This window comes from Streptomyces sp. B3I8, assembly GCF_030816915.1.
GTDB lineage: Bacteria > Actinomycetota > Actinomycetes > Streptomycetales > Streptomycetaceae > Streptomyces.
This window is the reverse complement of the sequence record NZ_JAUSYN010000002.1, coordinates 3,707,262-3,723,161: the sequence shown is the minus strand read 5'-3', so window position 1 is coordinate 3,723,161 and position 15,900 is coordinate 3,707,262. Positions and strand designations below refer to the sequence as shown.

At 71.6% G+C, this 15,900-nt stretch carries 16 protein-coding genes, 1 tRNA gene and 1 pseudogene; 11 read left to right on the top strand and 7 right to left on the bottom strand.

Translation table 11 applies throughout. From position 1 onward, the window contains the following. Positions 1 to 445 precede the first annotated feature (445 nt). From thyA to QFZ64_RS18665, 3 genes are read left to right on the top strand one after another with little or no spacing between them, the layout of a single operon-like run. Complete coding sequence (gene thyA / locus QFZ64_RS18675; protein ID WP_307067205.1) at positions 446 to 1,342, top strand: thymidylate synthase; 897 nt, start codon at positions 446 to 448, stop codon at positions 1,340 to 1,342. Continuing rightward, the gene (locus tag QFZ64_RS18670; protein WP_307067203.1) at positions 1,339 to 1,887 is read left to right on the top strand and encodes a dihydrofolate reductase; all 549 of its coding nucleotides are present in this window, start codon (positions 1,339 to 1,341) and stop codon (positions 1,885 to 1,887) included. Before thyA ends, QFZ64_RS18670 begins: the two co-directional genes overlap by 4 nt. Further along, a complete protein-coding gene (locus QFZ64_RS18665) occupies positions 1,884 to 2,399 on the top strand; it encodes an HIT family protein (protein WP_307067201.1) in 516 nt (171 codons plus the stop codon). The genes QFZ64_RS18670 and QFZ64_RS18665 overlap by 4 nt, the downstream gene beginning before the upstream one ends. Here the strand turns inward: QFZ64_RS18665 and QFZ64_RS18660 are convergent. Beyond that, positions 2,374 to 3,324, bottom strand: coding sequence for a deaminase (locus tag QFZ64_RS18660; RefSeq protein WP_307067200.1), 951 nt, complete (start codon positions 3,322 to 3,324; stop codon positions 2,374 to 2,376). The two genes, QFZ64_RS18665 and QFZ64_RS18660, sit on opposite strands and share 26 nt — an antisense overlap. A gap of 8 nt (positions 3,325 to 3,332) precedes the next feature. Continuing rightward, positions 3,333 to 3,992 carry an adenylyltransferase/cytidyltransferase family protein gene (locus QFZ64_RS18655; protein WP_307067198.1) on the bottom strand — a complete coding sequence of 220 codons (660 nt, stop codon included), beginning with the start codon at positions 3,990 to 3,992 and terminating at the stop codon, positions 3,333 to 3,335. Between the two features lie 312 nt (positions 3,993 to 4,304). Here QFZ64_RS18655 and QFZ64_RS18650 point away from each other — a divergent pair. Further along, positions 4,305 to 4,378 (top strand) — tRNA-Gly (locus QFZ64_RS18650). 254 nt (positions 4,379 to 4,632) lie between these two features. On the opposite strand, the pseudogene QFZ64_RS18645 reads toward QFZ64_RS18650, so the two are convergent. Together QFZ64_RS18645 and QFZ64_RS18640 are read right to left on the bottom strand one after the other, a co-directional pair. After that, positions 4,633 to 4,788: pseudogene (locus QFZ64_RS18645) on the bottom strand (ATP-binding protein); the annotation flags it as partial. 216 nt (positions 4,789 to 5,004) lie between these two features. After that, entirely contained in the window at positions 5,005 to 5,319 is a 315-nt protein-coding gene (locus tag QFZ64_RS18640) for a DUF6234 family protein (RefSeq protein ID WP_307067196.1), read from the bottom strand. Positions 5,320 to 5,667: 348 nt separating this feature from the next. Between QFZ64_RS18640 and QFZ64_RS18635 the strand changes: the two genes are divergently transcribed. Together QFZ64_RS18635 and QFZ64_RS18630 are read left to right on the top strand one after the other, a co-directional pair. Next, positions 5,668 to 7,278: an alpha/beta hydrolase gene (locus QFZ64_RS18635; protein WP_307067194.1), complete on the top strand. Its 1,611-nt coding sequence runs from the start codon at positions 5,668 to 5,670 to the stop codon at positions 7,276 to 7,278. Positions 7,279 to 7,719: 441 nt separating this feature from the next. Next, positions 7,720 to 9,069 carry a hypothetical protein gene (locus tag QFZ64_RS18630; RefSeq protein ID WP_307067192.1) on the top strand — a complete coding sequence of 450 codons (1,350 nt, stop codon included), beginning with the start codon at positions 7,720 to 7,722 and terminating at the stop codon, positions 9,067 to 9,069. Positions 9,070 to 9,106: 37 nt separating this feature from the next. Here QFZ64_RS18630 and QFZ64_RS18625 read toward each other — a convergent pair whose 3' ends face one another. Continuing rightward, positions 9,107 to 10,021 carry a DUF3152 domain-containing protein gene (locus QFZ64_RS18625; RefSeq protein ID WP_307067190.1) on the bottom strand — a complete coding sequence of 305 codons (915 nt, stop codon included), beginning with the start codon at positions 10,019 to 10,021 and terminating at the stop codon, positions 9,107 to 9,109. Between the two features lie 165 nt (positions 10,022 to 10,186). Between QFZ64_RS18625 and QFZ64_RS18620 the strand changes: the two genes are divergently transcribed. The 3 genes from QFZ64_RS18620 to QFZ64_RS18610 are packed head-to-tail and all read left to right on the top strand — an operon-like array spanning position 10,187 to position 13,058. Beyond that, complete coding sequence (locus QFZ64_RS18620) at positions 10,187 to 10,891, top strand: response regulator transcription factor (RefSeq protein WP_307067188.1); 705 nt, start codon at positions 10,187 to 10,189, stop codon at positions 10,889 to 10,891. Next, positions 10,888 to 12,474 carry a HAMP domain-containing sensor histidine kinase gene (locus QFZ64_RS18615; RefSeq protein WP_307067185.1) on the top strand — a complete coding sequence of 529 codons (1,587 nt, stop codon included), beginning with the start codon at positions 10,888 to 10,890 and terminating at the stop codon, positions 12,472 to 12,474. Before QFZ64_RS18620 ends, QFZ64_RS18615 begins: the two co-directional genes overlap by 4 nt. Next, positions 12,471 to 13,058, top strand: a complete 588-nt coding sequence (locus tag QFZ64_RS18610) for a hypothetical protein (RefSeq protein ID WP_307067183.1) — start codon at positions 12,471 to 12,473, stop codon at positions 13,056 to 13,058. Before QFZ64_RS18615 ends, QFZ64_RS18610 begins: the two co-directional genes overlap by 4 nt. Positions 13,059 to 13,064: 6 nt before the next feature. Here the strand turns inward: QFZ64_RS18610 and QFZ64_RS18605 are convergent, their stop codons facing one another. Next, a complete protein-coding gene (locus QFZ64_RS18605) occupies positions 13,065 to 13,187 on the bottom strand; it encodes a hypothetical protein (protein ID WP_307067181.1) in 123 nt (40 codons plus the stop codon). A gap of 165 nt (positions 13,188 to 13,352) precedes the next feature. Beyond that, positions 13,353 to 13,907: a TerD family protein gene (locus QFZ64_RS18600; protein WP_307067179.1), complete on the bottom strand. Its 555-nt coding sequence runs from the start codon at positions 13,905 to 13,907 to the stop codon at positions 13,353 to 13,355. A 396-nt stretch (positions 13,908 to 14,303) separates the two neighbouring features. On the opposite strand from QFZ64_RS18600, the gene QFZ64_RS18595 reads away from it, so the two are divergent. Continuing rightward, positions 14,304 to 15,347: an acyl-CoA desaturase gene (locus QFZ64_RS18595; protein ID WP_307067177.1), complete on the top strand. Its 1,044-nt coding sequence runs from the start codon at positions 14,304 to 14,306 to the stop codon at positions 15,345 to 15,347. 66 nt (positions 15,348 to 15,413) lie between these two features. Next, positions 15,414 to 15,686, top strand: a complete 273-nt coding sequence (locus tag QFZ64_RS18590; protein WP_307067175.1) for a hypothetical protein — start codon at positions 15,414 to 15,416, stop codon at positions 15,684 to 15,686. The last annotated feature ends 214 nt before the right edge of the window (positions 15,687 to 15,900 follow it).

Here is a 15,900-nt window from a genome sequence, read left to right as displayed (position 1 = left end):
CCGTGGGCACCGGACGAGCCGGCCGGGCCCGAGCCGCTCCGCCTGCTGCATCGGGAACGAAACGGTGGTGAACACGTGCCCCTCGGCACAACGGACGACGGTGCGCTCCATCAAGTCGTGCGATCCCTTCCCCAAGACCTGTCCCTGCCTGACGACAAAAGCCACGTTACGGCATGAAAGAGACGCCTCCGCAGGCGGCACCCCGGCCCCGCACGGGACGTCCGAACGGCCCCCACCGTACGCCCCAACTCCCGGGCGCACAGCCCGGTCCGGGAGCTACGGCGCGCCTCTCCGGGGCCAACCCGGACATGCCCGGCGGCAGGATGCGCGGCAGGTCACAGGCCGGGTGTCCGGCTCCGGGTGCGCCGGGGCCCAGTAGTCTGGGGCGGCCGGGGCCACCGGGACGACGAGCTGACACGTGAAGAACGCGAAGAGGGGCAATTCCGTGGAATACGGTGCGTACGCGGACCGCGCGCCCGACGAGCAGTACCGCAGGGTTCTGGGCGCCATCCTGGAGCACGGCATCCCCGTGCCCACCCGGCAGGGTCCCGACGCGCTGACCCTCATGCAGCAGACGATGAGCTTCGACCTGGCGAACGGCTTCCCCGTCATCACGGAGCGCAGCCTCGCCCGCTTCTGGCGCAAGCCCATCGGCGAACTCTGCGCGTTCATCAACGGCGCCCGGACCCTCGACGCGCTCGCCGAGTTCGGCTGCGACTGGTGGGGGCCGTGGGCGAGCGAGGGCAAGACGTCCCGCCGCGGGCTGCCGCCGGGCGACCTGGGCCCGGGATCGTACGGCGGGGCGTTCCACGACTTCCCCACCGCCGAGGGCCCCGGCTTCGACCAGTTCAAGCACCTCGTCGAGCAGCTGACGGAACTCCCGCACGACCGCACGCACTTCGTCAGCCCGTGGATCCCGCAGTACCAGGTGCGCGGCGAGGGAAAGACCCCGAAGACCACGATCTCTCCGTGCCACGGCTGGGTCCACGTCCGCGTCCTCGGCGGGCAACTGCACCTGCACATGTTCCAGCGCTCCGGCGACGTACCGGTCGGCGTGCCGTCCAACATGATCCAGTACGCGGCGCTGCTGCTAATGCTGGAACACCTCACGGGCATTCCGGCCGCCCGCTACTACCACACCCTTTCGGACGCGCACGTCTACGCGGACCAGGTGGACCGCGTCAAGGTCATGCTCGACCGGGAGCCGCGCCGCCTGCCGACGGTCACGCTCAACGACAGCGGACGCCGGGTGACGGACATCCACGACTTCCGCCCCGAGCACTTCGACCTCGCGGACTACGACCCGCACCCCGCCATCGGCTCCATCCCGGTGGCGACATGATCACCTCACTGATCGTCGCCGCCGACGAGAACGACGTCATCGGCCGCGACGGCGACCTGCCCTGGCACATCCCCGGCGACCTGCGGCACTTCAAGCGACTCACGCAGGGCCACGCGGTGGTGCTCGGCCGGCTGACCCACGAGTCGATCGTCGCCCGCCTGGGCCGGCCGCTGCCGCGCCGCACCAATGTGGTCGTGAGCGGTTCGCCGCGCGGGGAGGCGGACGCGGGAGCGGAGGGCGTGCGCTGGGAGCGCTCGGTGGCCGACGCGCTGGCCACCGCCGAGGCCCTGGAGCGGGCGGCCGGCACGGACGAGGTCTGCGTGATCGGCGGCGCGTCCGTCTACCGGCAGGCGCTGCCGTTCGTCGACCGCATCCACCTCACCCGGGTGCACGTGCGGGTGCGGGGCGACACCCGGATGCCCGCGGGCTGGCTGGACGGCTTCACGGAGACGTCGCGCGTCGACGTACCGGGCGAGGGCGAAAGCGAGGGCGACGGCCCGGTGCCACCCCACTCCTTCCTGCGCCTGGAGAGGGTGCAGGCGTGAGCCTGTACTACTTCGGCAACTGCCGCACCGAGGCGCAGCGGGCGGAGATGGAACGGCTCGACGCCGCCGGCGTCTGCCTCTTCTGCCCCGACGTCCTGCGCGCCCACGAGAAGCAGCAGGTGCTGTGGGAGACCGCGCACTGGATGGTCACGCCCAACGAGTTCCCGTACGCCGGAACCCGGCTGCACCTGCTCCTCATCCCCAAGGAACACGTAACCGACCTGCTCGACCTCCCCCCCGCCTCCCGCGCCGACTTCTGGGAGGTCCTGGCGTCGGTGCGCAGCGAGTACGGCCTGAGCCACTACGGCCTCGGCTCCCGCAACGGCGACAGCCGGTACACCGGCGGCACCATCCGGCACCTGCACGTGCACGTGCTGGTCGGAACGGGCGACGAACAGGACGAACGGGACGCAAGGGATGAACAGGACGCGCGGGACGGGGGCGGCATCGCCGAAGCGCCGCCCTTCACCCCGGTCCGCATGAAGTTCAGCTCGACGCCGCACCGGCGGTAGGCGGATCGGATCGCCCGGACCGATCAGACGGATCAGACGGATCGGACCGATCCGCCCGATCCTGCGCCATGTCGACCCGATCCTGCGCCGTGTCGACCCAGACCAGCTCGACGCCGCCCGCCCGCAGGATCTCCTCCCCGTCCAGCATCGCGTACGGCCCGGCGAAGTAGCACGCACGGAACCCCGCCTCGACGACGAGCCGCGCGCAGGCCGGGCACGGGAACGTACTGACGTACAGGTCCGCGCCCGCGAGGACCGTCCCCTCGCTCGCGGCGCCGGCCACGAGGGACGCCTCGGCGTGGATGGCCGTGGACAGGTCCGTCCGTACGCCCCGGCTGAACTCGTTACGCGGGTCGCCATCGATGTAGGGCGAGTACTCGGTGGGGTGGTGATGGTTGTGCGCGACCCGGAGCACCTCCCCGTCACGCGCGGCGACCGCGCCCACCTGGCGCCACCAGTCCGAACTGCGCCCGGCCTCCCGCTGCGCCCCGGCCATGAACCGCCGGTCGAGCGCCGCCCGTGTGATCCGCTCGTCGAACCCGGCGGGCTTCCCCGCGCGGCTCCACTCCCGGTCCCAGCGCAGGAACGTCGACTCGAAGCGGAGCTCGGCCTCGTCCGGGAAGTCGGGACGTGCGGTGAGCAGATGCATGATCTCCTCGTCCGGCAGCACGACGAGGTCGGCGCGGACGGCACCGGCGGCGAGATCGGCCGGCTCCAGCACCCGCACCTCGGTCTCCGGCACGATCAGGCGGGCGTGCCGCGCGGCCCGCTCGGGGCCGAGGGCGCGGATGTCCTTGGCGAGCTTGGGGAACACCTCGGCGAACCCGCGCCCGAGCACGAGGATCTCGTCGGAGTCGGCGTGCCGGGTGAGGAAGTCCTCGTAACCGGCGTGCACGACGGGCAGGTAGAGGATCGTCTGCTTCACCGCGGCGCTCAGTCTCCCGGACCGGACGTCTCACCGTGCCCGTCGTTCCCGCCGTGGACACCGTCGTCCCCGCCCCGGGGGCCGTCGCCACGGTCGCTGAGGCCGAGCTGGATGCGGCGCAGCCGGGCGGAGGTGCTTACGGTCGCCATGCGCTCCAGCACCTCGACGCGCTCGCAGAACTTCGCCTCGAGGTCGGCGATCTCGTCGGCGTCGTAGGTGTCCGCGGTGGCGACGAGCACGTCGGGCCGGACGGCCTCGATCAGGCTCCACCTGGGGTGATCGACCTGCTTGAGGGTGACGAGCCCGACCCCGCGCTGGTGCGTCACCATCCGCAGCCGCTCCATCTCGGGCACGGCGGGCCGGTTCGGTCCCTTGCGCTGCCGGATCTTCTCGTCACTGTCGAGACCGACGATGAGGAAGTCACCGAACTTGCGGGCGGCCTCCAGATACATGGAGTGCCCCTCGTGAATGATGTCGAAGGAGCCGCTGGTCAGCACCACGCGCATCCCGAGGACCCGCAGCGCCTTGACGATCTCGGTGATCCGCTCGTAGTCGCTGACATATCGCAGGTCGAAATTGGATTCGTCGGCGAAGAGATCCTTGCCGAACATCGCGTCCTCGCGCATGAATCCATTGGGCCGCCGGACGTTGTCGAACCTGCTCGTCATTTTCCTCTGGGCCTCACCGGGACGATTGCGGGACGGGCCGGTGTATCACATTCCGCGCACACCCGTCCCGGGCTCAGCCTACCCGCTCGCCGTACACAGCGGCCCCACCGGTCACCGCACAGGCCCCGCGCCCCACAAGGGCCGCCCAGCCGGTTCCCGACATCCGTACGCGCACGCCCCGCCACGCCCCGGACGGGGCGTGGCGGGGCGGATCGACCAGCGGAACGCGAGGCGACCCCGCGCTCTCTGGGCACCGGAAGGATGGGGTAGAGTGAACGAGCACTCGGGCACCGACACCATCCGGCGCCCAGCGCGGGTGTAGTTTAGTGGTAGAACATCAGCTTCCCAAGCTGAGAGTGCGAGTTCGATTCTCGTCACCCGCTCCACAGTTAAGGCCCAGGTCAGAGACCCGGGCCTTTTTGCTGTGCGCTGCCCTCACTGGCCGCGTGCCAGATTCGTGCCAGAAGGCTTGGCGGGAGCCCACTTCGCCGCGGCAGCCGCCCGCGCTTTCCGTGCGGTGGCATCGAGGCCGGCGGCGACGGCTTCCCGCCGCTCGTGAGCGACGTCGCTGCAACGGCGACCGGCCCCTCGACATTCCCGCTGCCGGAGCAGGTGAGGCAGAGAGCGGGGTGCCCTTCCTTCAGGACAAGGACGGCCAAGCATCCACCAGCACGACACTGACCACCCTTCCACGGAACTGGCTCGGCCCGGGCTGCCAGGAGTCGGCGATCGAGTCGACCAGCAGCAGTCCGCGCCCGTGCGCGCCTCGTCCTGGGTGCCGCAGCCCTGGGTCGGCTGCCTCGGGCTTTGGACGCCGCGTTTCCAGTGGTGGCCGTACTCGATGTGTTGAGCCTCGCGCCGATCGTCGTCGTTGTGCTGGGGCGGGGGGGGCGCCCTCTCCACGGGAGCCGCGAGCGCACGCGGCTTGCAGGCTGCGACCGTCTACGAGCAGTCCGTTGCGGTATCGACAGTGGTCGCATACCGTCGCCGAGCCGAGTGAAGTGACGTGGACCTACCCGTGGTCGGCGGAGTAGGCAAGCAGCGTGGCTCCGGCTCCCAGGACGACGAGTTGCATGATGCCGGGGAGACGGCACCGCAGTGCCAGAAGGCCGCCGCCTGTGATGACCGCGCCACCGGCCAGGGTCCACATGCCCCGGAGCGCTTCTTTGGGTGCACTCGGTGGGGCACCGGCGTTGTAGCTGTCGGCCCATCCCGCCATTCCGTATTGGATGACAGCCACCCAGGCGATGACCAGCAGGTCGATCACGAGCAGCACCACGCTGATCGCGACTTGTGCGCCGGCCGACGGCCTGTCACCGGAACTCACGACGACCGCCGTGTCCGCTTGTACCAGTCCGTTGAGTACATGCCCTTCAGCATGCTGTCGTGGCCGGCGCCGTGCATGAGCGCGCGTACTCAGGTCGGTCGGGAGACGGCCTGCGTCGTGACATCAGCATCCGACACGGGCAGCCGCGAACGGCAGCGAACGGCAGCGTGCCGGCGACGGCTCGCTCCTTCTCGGATGCGGCCGGGCATCCCCCGAGCGAGCTACCTGAGGTGTCCTCTGCGGGGTGACGCGCGCGACGGGGGGCCTGTTGTTGACTCAAGTCATCAACACGACGGTGTGGTTGAGCAGGCCGGCCGGTCGGCCGGGCGAGCAGTTGAGGACAGTGCCATGACCACGAAACACAGTTCCGCGACTCACGGTTCCTCCGGAGGCCGCCGGCTCGCCAGGGCTCTGGTGGCCTGCACGGTGGCGGGGACCGCGCTGGTCGCGTACGTCGCCGAGGCCCAGGGCGCGCAGCCGTCCCGGGCCGCCGGTGAGCGCGTCGGTGGGGGCGCGGGGAACGCCGGGATCACGTGGGGCGCGTGCCCGGCCCTGGCCGAGGGGCAGACCCGTGATCCCCGTCTGACCTGCGGCACATTGCGAGTCCCGCTGGACTACCGGCATCCGGGCGGCGCGAAGATCGACGTCGCGGTCTCCCGTCTGTCCACCGCCGCACCCGGCAAGCGGCGCGGCGTCCTGCTGCTCAACCCCGGCGGGCCGGCGCTGGGCGGTCTCGACATGCCCGGCACCATGGCGCCCACCCTGCCGAAGACCGTGCTGGACCGCTACGACCTGATCGGCTTCGATCCGCGCGGCGTCGAACACAGCACCCCGCAGAGCTGCGGCCTGAACGACCCCGGCGTGCCCGGTCTGTTCCCCTATCCGGCAGCGGACGGCTCGATCACGAAGAACGTGGCCCTCGCCAAGGCCGACGCGAAGCGGTGCGCCGACACCGTGGGCAAGAACCTGCGGTACTACAGCACCGCCAACACCGCCCGCGACATGGACCGCATCCGCCAGGCGCTCGGCGAGAAGAAGATCTCCTACTGGGGCCAGTCCTACGGCACCTACCTCGGCACCGTCTACCGGTCACTCTTCCGCAAGCACACCGACCGGATGATCCTGGAAGGCAACGTCGACCCCACCAAGGTATGGGCCGACGAGGTCGCGGACACCTGGGGCAAGGGCATGGCCGACCGGTTCCCCGACGCCGCCCGCGTCGCCGCGGCACAGAACGGCACGCTCGGGCTGGGGGCGAGCGTCGCGCAGGTGACCCGGACCTATCTCGCCCTCGCCGACCGGCTCGACCGGGCACCCGCGACGATCCCGGGCGCACCGGTGCCGCTGGACGGGGCGCTGCTGCGAAACGTGACCTACGGCCTGCTCCTGCACAACGAGACGCTTCCGGTGCTCGCCCAGTTCTGGAAGGCCGCCGACGACCTGGCCCACGGCACCACCACGGCCGCCGACGCCGAGGTTCTCGCGCAGGTGTTCGCCGACACACCGACGTCCCCGGGTGTCCCCGCGGACAACCAGGCCACCATGTTCATGGCTCTCACCTGCGGCGACGCCGAATGGCCGCACGATGTCGACGGTTACGCCGCCCGCACCGCCGCCGACCGTGCGAAGTGGCCGCTCACCGCGGGCATGCCCGCCAACATCTGGTCGTGCGCCTTCTGGGACAAGCCGGCCGAGGCGACCGTCAGGGTCACGAAGGGCGGCCCGCGCAACACCCTGATCCTTCAGAACCGCAGGGACAACGCCACCCCGTGGGAAGGCGGAGTCGGGCTGCGCAAGGCCCTCGGCGACGGCTCCGTCCTCGTCGGCGTCGACAACGGCGGTCACTACGTCTACGACGAGGGCTCCGCCTGCGCCGACAAGGCCACCGTCGACTTCCTGGTCACCGGCCATCTGCCGGGCAGGGATCGCTACTGCACGGACGTCGTCCGACGGAAGTGATCCGCCGGGCGCGGGGGTGCCGCGGCGGCGGGCCGGACGGGATTCCTCCCGTCCGGCCCGCCGCCTTTCACGTACGTCGAGTTGCCTCGTACGCCCTCGGGCGTTCGGTGCCGGACGATTCGGCGGCGGAGACGCCCGCGGGCATCCCGGGTTCCCTGCCTCACGGTCCAGTCCACCGCCGGGGTCGGCCGCGGCATCCGGCCGGTGTGGCGGCCGCGGTGGCAGTCGGGGGCTTCGTACGAGGGCGACCTGTCGTGGCGATGGAGCGCCGCGGGGCTGAAAAAGCCTCTGGTCGCGGCCGTTGAATGCCGTGTGGCGGCCTGCGGCGCCCCGGTACGATCCCTCCGGCGCTCGCACAGCAGTGCGCTCTGCGGCGCCCCGACGGGAGGGGATCACTTGTCTATGTCCTTCGGCGCGAGACCCCGTACGGTCCTTGCTTCGGTGGGGACCCTCGGCCTGGCGCTGGCCGCCGCCGTGTCGCCCGCGAGCGCGGCCGACGGGATACCCATCACGCCGACGCAGCTCTTCAACGGCTACCGACACTGCTCGACCGACGCGGACCACCCCTCCTACCAAGGGGCCGGCGACGGCCTCGTCGTCGAGGGTGTCCCGGGGGTCACCGACTCGGCCGTCAGCCGCCTGGTCGGCGTGCGGTACGAGCTCTGGCCGGTCACCGACCCGACGCGGATCACCACCGTCACCCGGGACCTTTCCACCCCCGGCTTCGAGGCTCCCGCCACCATTGCCTCCAGTGCACTCGCCGACGGTCAGACCTACGCGTGGCGGGCGCGGACGACGGTCGACGAGGCGGCCTCGGACTGGTCGGCCGCCTGTTACGTCACGATCGACGACGTTCGCCCGGCCCACGCGCCCACCGTCACCTCACCGAACTACCCGCCGGACGGCTGGACCGAGGGCGGTGAGCCGGTCCAGTTCAGGATCGGCTCCAACGGGGTCGACGACGTCGAGGGGTTCGAGTTCACCTGGCATCGTGACCTGCCGGTCATCGGCACCGATATCGGTGACCACGGCGTTCCGCAGCCCGTCGACCCCTACTCCGACACCAGATACTTCATACGCGCCGACGCGCTCGGCGGCTCGGCCGCACTGAGCCTGATCCCGCCGAGCGGCTCCGGCGTGATGACGCTGTCGGTACGCAGCCTCGACCGGGCCTACCACGGGTCGGCGGTCACCGACTACACCTTCCGCGTCAGTTCCCCCGCGCCCACGATCACCCCGGCCGTCCCGGATCCCGAGTTCGGCGAGCCGACCGGGTTCACCCTCCGTCCCGACCCCGCGCTCCAGGCGAAGAGCCCCATCGTCGGTTACTCCGTGGAGACCGTCGGAGGGCGGAGCGACAGGACCTTCGACGTCGCGGCGGAGGCGGACGGCACAGCGGCGGTGGAGCTGACGCTGGACGGCATCTACGGCGAGAACGTCCAGGTGACCAGCAGGAGCGCGAACGGCTGGGTCAGCGCTGCGGCCTCGTGGGGCACCACCTACGACACCACGCCCACCGTCGTGTCGACGGCCTACCCCGAGAACGGTTCGAGCGGTGGCGGCTCAGTCACGGGCACCTTCACCTTCGCACCGAAGGTGAAGGACGTCGTGAGCTACACGTACACCTTCAACGACGGTGGGCCGGAGGTCACGGTCCCCGCGGACGCCGACCACACGGCCAGTGTCGACTGGGCCCCGGCCGCGGAGGGCTGGTACGACCTCACGGTCTACGCGACGACCCGCTCCGGCATCCAACTGGCGCCCTACGACTACTACTTCACTGTGAGCTGAGGCGCATCGGCCGGATCACGGGGATGTCGCGCACCCTTCACGCCGGCGGCCCCGTGATGAGGTTGCCGTGTGTGTCGTAGGGCCAGGCGTTGGGGACGCAGCCGTGCAGGCCCTTGATCTGTTGCATCATCACGGGGGCCGGTCTCCCCACGCCGCCGCAGGTCTGGTGGGAGTGGCCGAGGAAGTGGCCCATCTCGTGGTTGATGATCAGGGCCCGGTAGTCGTGGATCGGGCCGGTGAAAGTGTGCGAACCCTCGGCCCAGCGCCTGAGGTTGACCACCACCCCGCCGGGGACCTCGCAGTTGTACTCGCCCCCGGTGTCCTGGCGGATGCCCGCCCAGCACAGGGCGTCCGCCGTCGTCGGGGTCGCGATCTTTATCGTGATGTCGTGCGGTGCTCCCGCGCCCACCAGTTGGAACGCGATGCCGGGGTTGTGGGTCCAGCCCCGGGGCGCCGCGAGTATGCCGTCGATCTCCTTCGCCGCCCGGGACGGGGAGACGTCGAGGCCCGTCTCGACCTGCACGACGTAGCGCAGCGGGCGCGCACCTCTGCCCACCTTCTTCCCCGTGGCACGCGCGGTGGTGAACGTTCCGCTGCCCTTCGTGGGGACCTTGATCCTGCTCGAGCGCGGGGAGGAAGAGGTGGAGGGAGAGGTGGAAGGGGAGGCGGGGACGGAGGGGGCCGAAGAGGTCGGGGTGGGGCGGTGCGCGGGGGTGGTGGTCGTGGGCTGCGGGGCGGGCGTGCCGCTCGACGCGTCGCTGCGCGCTCCTCCCAGGAAGTACGCCGCGGGGACCATCAGACCGAGGACCACCAGCAGGCCGACCAGCAGGCCCGTGCTCCGGCGGCCCCGCCGTCCCCGGCGGCCGGGGGATCGCCGACCGCGCGCCGCGCGGTGGGCGGCCGCGCGGCTGCCGTGGGGAGGTGCGGATCGCCGTTGTCGTGCCGGATGCATGACACGTCAGTGTGAAGAGGCCGAATGATCACACCGAGTGGGTTCTGTCACGGAACGGTAACCGCGCCTCGGGTTGCCCGGCCCGTGTGATCGTTGTGTAACGGCGGAAGGGGGACGGGCCGATGCCGGACGGTCGCCGCCGTCCGATCCGCCTACACTGCGGCAATGCCACGGGTCCTGATCGTCGAAGACGACCACGATGTCCGCAGGGCCCTCCAACTGGGCCTGCGGCACCAGGGACATGAGGTCCTCGCCGTGGGCACGGGTGAGGAAGGGCTGGAGCGACTCGGCTCCTTCCGGCCGGACGTGGTCGTACTCGATCTCATGCTGCCCGGCATCTCCGGCCTGGACGTGTGCCGCCGGGTCAGGGAGCGCGACCAGGTGCCGATCGTCATGGTGACGGCCCGGGGGGACGACATCGACGTGGTCGTGGGCCTGGAGACCGGCGCGGACGACTACGTGGTGAAGCCGGTACGGGCCAGGGTGCTCGACGCGCGCATACGGGCCGTACTGCGCAGGCAGGACGCGGGGCTGCCGGACGGCACCCGCCCCCGGGCGGAGACACACGGCGACCTGGTCCTCGACCGCGCCGGGCTCGTGGTGACGCACCGCGGCGAACCGGTCACCCTCGCCCCCTCCGAACTGCGCCTGCTGCTGACGCTGTCGGCCTCGCCCGGGCAGGTGTTCAGCCGCCAGCAGCTGCTGGAAGCGGTGTGGGAGCACAGCTACCACGGCGACATACGACTCGTGGACGCCTGCGTGAAGCGGCTGCGCCACAAGCTCGGCGAAGGCCGGGAGCCCCGCTACGTGCAGACCGTACGCGGGTTCGGTTACCGCTTCGGCACGTCCGGCACGTCCGGCACGTCATGAACGACGAGCGGACGTCCGCGTCCACGTCCGCGGCAGGTTCCGGTCTCGCGTCCGGGCAGATTCTGCGGACGGTCCTGGCGCGCGTCCCGCTGCCCCTGCGCGGTCTGCGGCCCCGCCTGCTGACCGCCTTCGTCCTGGTGGCCATGGCCAGCGCCCTGGGCACCGGCGCGCTCGCCTTCCGGGAGGCGCGCACGGGGGTGCTCCAGCAGAGCCAGGACGCCGTCATCAACCGGTTCCGGACGAGTGTCGACACCGTGGCTCCCGCCGTCCCCCTGTCCCCGGAGCAGTCGGACCTCCAGTTCGCGGTGAACCAGGTGCTGCGCGACAACCGTTCCTCGGGCTGGCGGGTCATGGCCGCGCACGGCGGCCACCGCGCCGTCGCCCCGAACGCCGGCTTCGTCGAGCCCAGCCCCGAGCTGCTGCGGTCCGTCCGGGGCCGGCGGGCCGCGGTGTTCCAGCGCATGGACGTCGACGGGCGTCCTCTTCTCGTCGTCGGCATGCCCGTCACCTACGCCTCGGGTGCGGACGGGGAGCCCCGGCTCTCCGGGACCGTGATGTACCTGGAGGTGCCCCAGACCGCCGAACTGCGGTACGTCCAGGCCATGGTCGGCGGCATCGAGCGCGCCACCCTGGTGGCCCTCGGCCTCGCCGTCGTGCTGGCGCTGCTCGCCGCGAGCGGTGTCCTGCGTCCCGTACGGGCACTGCGCCGGGCGACGCGCCGGATGGCCGCGGGGCATCTCGACGTACGGCTCGAGGTCACCGGCACCGACGAACTGGCGGACCTCTCCCAGTCCTTCAACGAGTCGGCGGCAGAACTGGAGCGGACCGTGCGCGAGTTGCGGCGTCTGGAGGCCCAAGGGCGTCGCTTCGTGGCGGACGTCTCGCACGAGCTGCGTACGCCGCTGGCGGCGATGTCGGCGGTCACCGACGTACTGGACCTGGAGGGGGAGGGGGAGACCGGTGAGGCGCTGCGGCTCATCAGCGACGGAACGAACCGGCTGAGCGGGCTGGTGAACGACCTGATGGAGATCTCCCGCTTCGACGCGGGCGTGGCCGAACTCAACCGGGACGAGATCGACCTGGCCGAGTCCGTACGGCGCACCGTCGCCTCCCGGTGGCCGCAGGAGCGGGTGGAGATCCGGCTGCCCGAGGCGGGTGCGCTCCGCGCACGCGTCGATCCGCGCAGGCTGGACGTGGTGACGGCCAACCTGGTCGGCAACGCGCTGCGGCACGGGGCGCCGCCCGTGCGGGTGAGCATGGAGGTGCGGGAGGAGGACGGGACCGGCCGGGCATGGGCGGTCGTCCAAGTGGCCGACGACGGGCCGGGCATCGCCGAGGAAGCCCTGCCGCACATCTTCGAGCGGTTCTACAAGGCGAGCACCTCACGGGGCAGGAGCGAGAGCAGCGGACTGGGTCTGGCGATCACGGCGGAGAACGTACGCCTGCACGGAGGCCGCATCCGGGCGGCGAACCTGCCCGGGGGCGGCGCGGTGTTCACGGTCGAACTCCCGCTGCACGACACCGGCACCGGCACCGAGGGCGAAGTCGGTACCGGCGCCGACGCCGGCAGGGGCACCCGGTGAGGGGCGCGCGAGTGGCGGCGCCGCTGTGCGGCATCACGGCCGCGGCCGTGCTCACGGCGTGCGGAGTCCCCCCGTCCGACGTCATCGAGGCCGGTGCGCCGGCGAGCGGAATCGTCTCCCCCAGCCCGGCACCGACCTCGACGCCCGCCACCGTCTCCCTCTTCTTCCTGCATGACGGCAGCCTGCAGCCCTACCCCCGCCGGACCGGCGACGCCGCGGAGATCCGGACCGTCGTACGTCTGCTGTTCGAGGGGCCGACCGGGAACGAGACCGCGACCGCCACCACGCGGCTCCCCCGCCTGAAGGAGGCGCCGCGGGTGACAATCGCCGACGACGGCGACCTCTCCGTCCGCCTCCCCGACGGGACGCCCTCGCTGAGCCGGCAGGCCATGCTCCAGCTGACCTGCACCGTGGCCTACGCGGCTCCGCCGTCCCACGCCGCCTCCCGCCGCCCCACCACGGGAACCGACGCCGGCCGCGCGGCCGGCGACGCCACGGCCGGCAGCATCCATGTGCTCGGGGACGGCTGGACGATGACCCGGTCCGGCCACGCATGCCCCGTCGTGCCCCGCCCGCAGAAGTAGGGGCGCTCAGCAGCGGGCGAGTGCCTCGGCGACGAACCCGGACGCCACCAGCCCGGCCACGAACTCGCCGAGCCACCGCACGGTCTCGGGACGCCGCTCCCTCGTGGTCCCCACGGCCTGCCTGATCATCACGAACGCGGGCTCCAGCAGGCCCAGTTCGGCATGCCGGGCGCCAGGACCCGACGTCGTCGTGCCGCTCGACCGACAGTCGCGCGACCGGCGTGAGGTGAGCGTGGAGCCGATCGACCCGGACCGGTGCGCCGGGGCGGGGGCCGGGCCGTCAGGCGCCCGGAGTCACTGGCGGAGGCGGCCCATCTCGGCGGCGAAGCGCGCCGGGTCGCCGCTGTGGAAGCCCCGTGTCATCTCCCGGAAGCGCCACGCCCCGGACGGCTCGCGGACGAACTCCGCGAACGTGGCGGCCGTGGCGCCGGCGATGCCCGAGAAGTCGTCCGCCATCAGTTGCCGGTATCCCTCCAGGACGATCACGCCACCGTTGTGGATCTCGCCGAAAGTGCGCGGCCCGGTGCTCTGGTGGATGACCACGCCGACCACGACCCGCCCGTAGTCCGACGACAGCCGGTCGAACTCGAAGACCATCTCCTCGACGTATCCGAACCCCATGCCGGTCTCACTGTGCCGCCGCATGTTGATCGTGCCGTCCGGCGACCGGCTCTCGTGGTGCACGACGTAGACCGGCCGGCCGTGGGGGTCGTCGGCCGGATAGGTCGTGGCGACGATGTCGAGATGCCGGGGCGGCTCCCCGTACGGACTCGGATCCCATCGGAGCTTCACCTCGACCTTGCCCAGTCCGTCCCCGGCAGCCCCATTCACCTCGTCGGTCCCCCTCATGCCACCTCGTGCCCTCACATGCCACGGCGAGACGCCCCCGCATGCTGAGTATGCCTCGTGGCCTGCCCTTTGACGCCTCCCCGACGGGTCTCCCCTGCCTGTCCCCTGCCGGCCCTCCCCGACGGGGTCACGGAGGGCCGGGCCGCCGTCCGTCACAGCGCCTTTATACGGCTGACGGTAGATTGGGGCCGCCGAGGGCACCAAGCACGCCGGTTGCGGACCGGCCCCACCCCCGGTGACCACCGGCGGTGTCGTCGACCCGAGCGGAATTCCCGCGAGTCCCGCGAGCCCGAGGAACGGTCATGGCGCGGACGTGTCCCGCCCGCTCCCTCTTTCCCCCACCTCCCTCGGGGACCGCTCCCAGTCATCCCCCGCCTCACAGAGAGTTACCCCACCGTGACCACTGCACCGTCCCCCATTCCGGACTCCGACCGGCGCGGCAGCGACTTCGCCCGGTTGTCGAGGAAGATCACGGAGGCGGGACTGCTGCGGCGTCGTCCCGGGTACTACACGTTCCGGATCACCGCGGTGGCCGGACTGTACGCCGCCGGCTGGACCGCGTTCGTGCTCGTCGGCGCCTCCTGGTGGACGCTGCTGATCGGCGTCTTCATGGCCGTCATGTACGGGCAGGTGGCCCTGGTCGCCCATGACCTCGCCCACCGGCAGGTGTTCCGTCGCCGCCGGGCCAGCGAGGTGTCCGGGCGGATCGCCGGGGCCTGCATCGGGATGGGCTACGGCTGGTGGCAGGACAAGCACACCCGCCACCACGCCAATCCCAACACCGAGGACCTCGACCCCGACATCGGTCCCGACATCCTCGTCTGGACGCAGGACCAGGCCCGTGCCGCCAAGGGGCTGCCGCGGCTGATCGGTAAACGGCAGGCGCTCCTCTTCTTCCCGCTGCTCACGCTGGAGGGGTTCAACCTGCATGTGGCGAGCGGCAGGTCGGTCACCAACCGCTCGCTCAAGCACCGGACGCTCGACGGCGCCCTGCTGTTCGGGCACTGCGCGCTCTACCTGGTCGCCCTGTTCTGGGTGCTGCCGCCCGGCATGGCCTTCGCCTTCCTCGCCGTCCACCAGTGCCTGTTCGGCGTCTACCTCGGCTCCGCGTTCGCGCCGAACCACAAGGGCATGCCGATCCTGTCGCCCGACGACCGCCCGGACTTCCTCCGCCGCCAGGTCCTCACCTCGCGCAACGTCAACGGCGGCCGGCTGACCGACCTCGCGCTCGGCGGCCTGAACCACCAGGTCGAGCACCACCTGTTCCCCAACATGCCCAGCCCCAACCTGCGCGCGGCCCGCGCCATCGTCCGGGAGTACTGCCAGGAGCTGGGCGTGGAGTACACGGAGACCGGGCTGATCGAGTCGTACCGGCTGGCACTCACCAGCCTCCACCAGGCCGGCGCGCCCCTCAGGGAGGCGGCCGGTGCACGCGGCTGACACCCAGGGCCGTCCCGTAGAGTGATCGGCGCTCCGCTCCCGTCGCACACCGACACCGAGGTCGCCATGGAATCCCCCGACACGCCCTCGCACGGCTGGGCCGAGGTACAGGTCACCGCCGCGTCACCCGAGGTGGCACGGCGGGTGGCGGAGGTCGTCCGGCGCTGCTTCGCCACCTCCGAGCAGCGCAGTTACCCCGCCGGTCCCGAGGGCGGGACCCGTCTGGAACTCACCGTGGACACCACCCGCCCGGCGGAGCCGGCCCGCTCCTGGCTGGAGTCGAGCCGCCCGGCCGACCGCACCGACCGGGAGTCCGATCGGGAGTCCGGCCGGGGCTGAGCCGGCCGGGCCGGATACGGGGCCGGTGCGCCGGCCCCTTCCCGGGGTGACGCCACGCGTGTCCGTCATGGTGCGAGCGCACCAGGACGCTGCGGTGGCTGGTCCGGGCGCACCAGGAACGGTCGGGGTCGACGGACGATGCCCGCTCCGGGCACCGGAGGCGAGTGTGGGAGACGCGCGATATTCCGCGCAGCCCCCCTCGCCTCGTGGTATC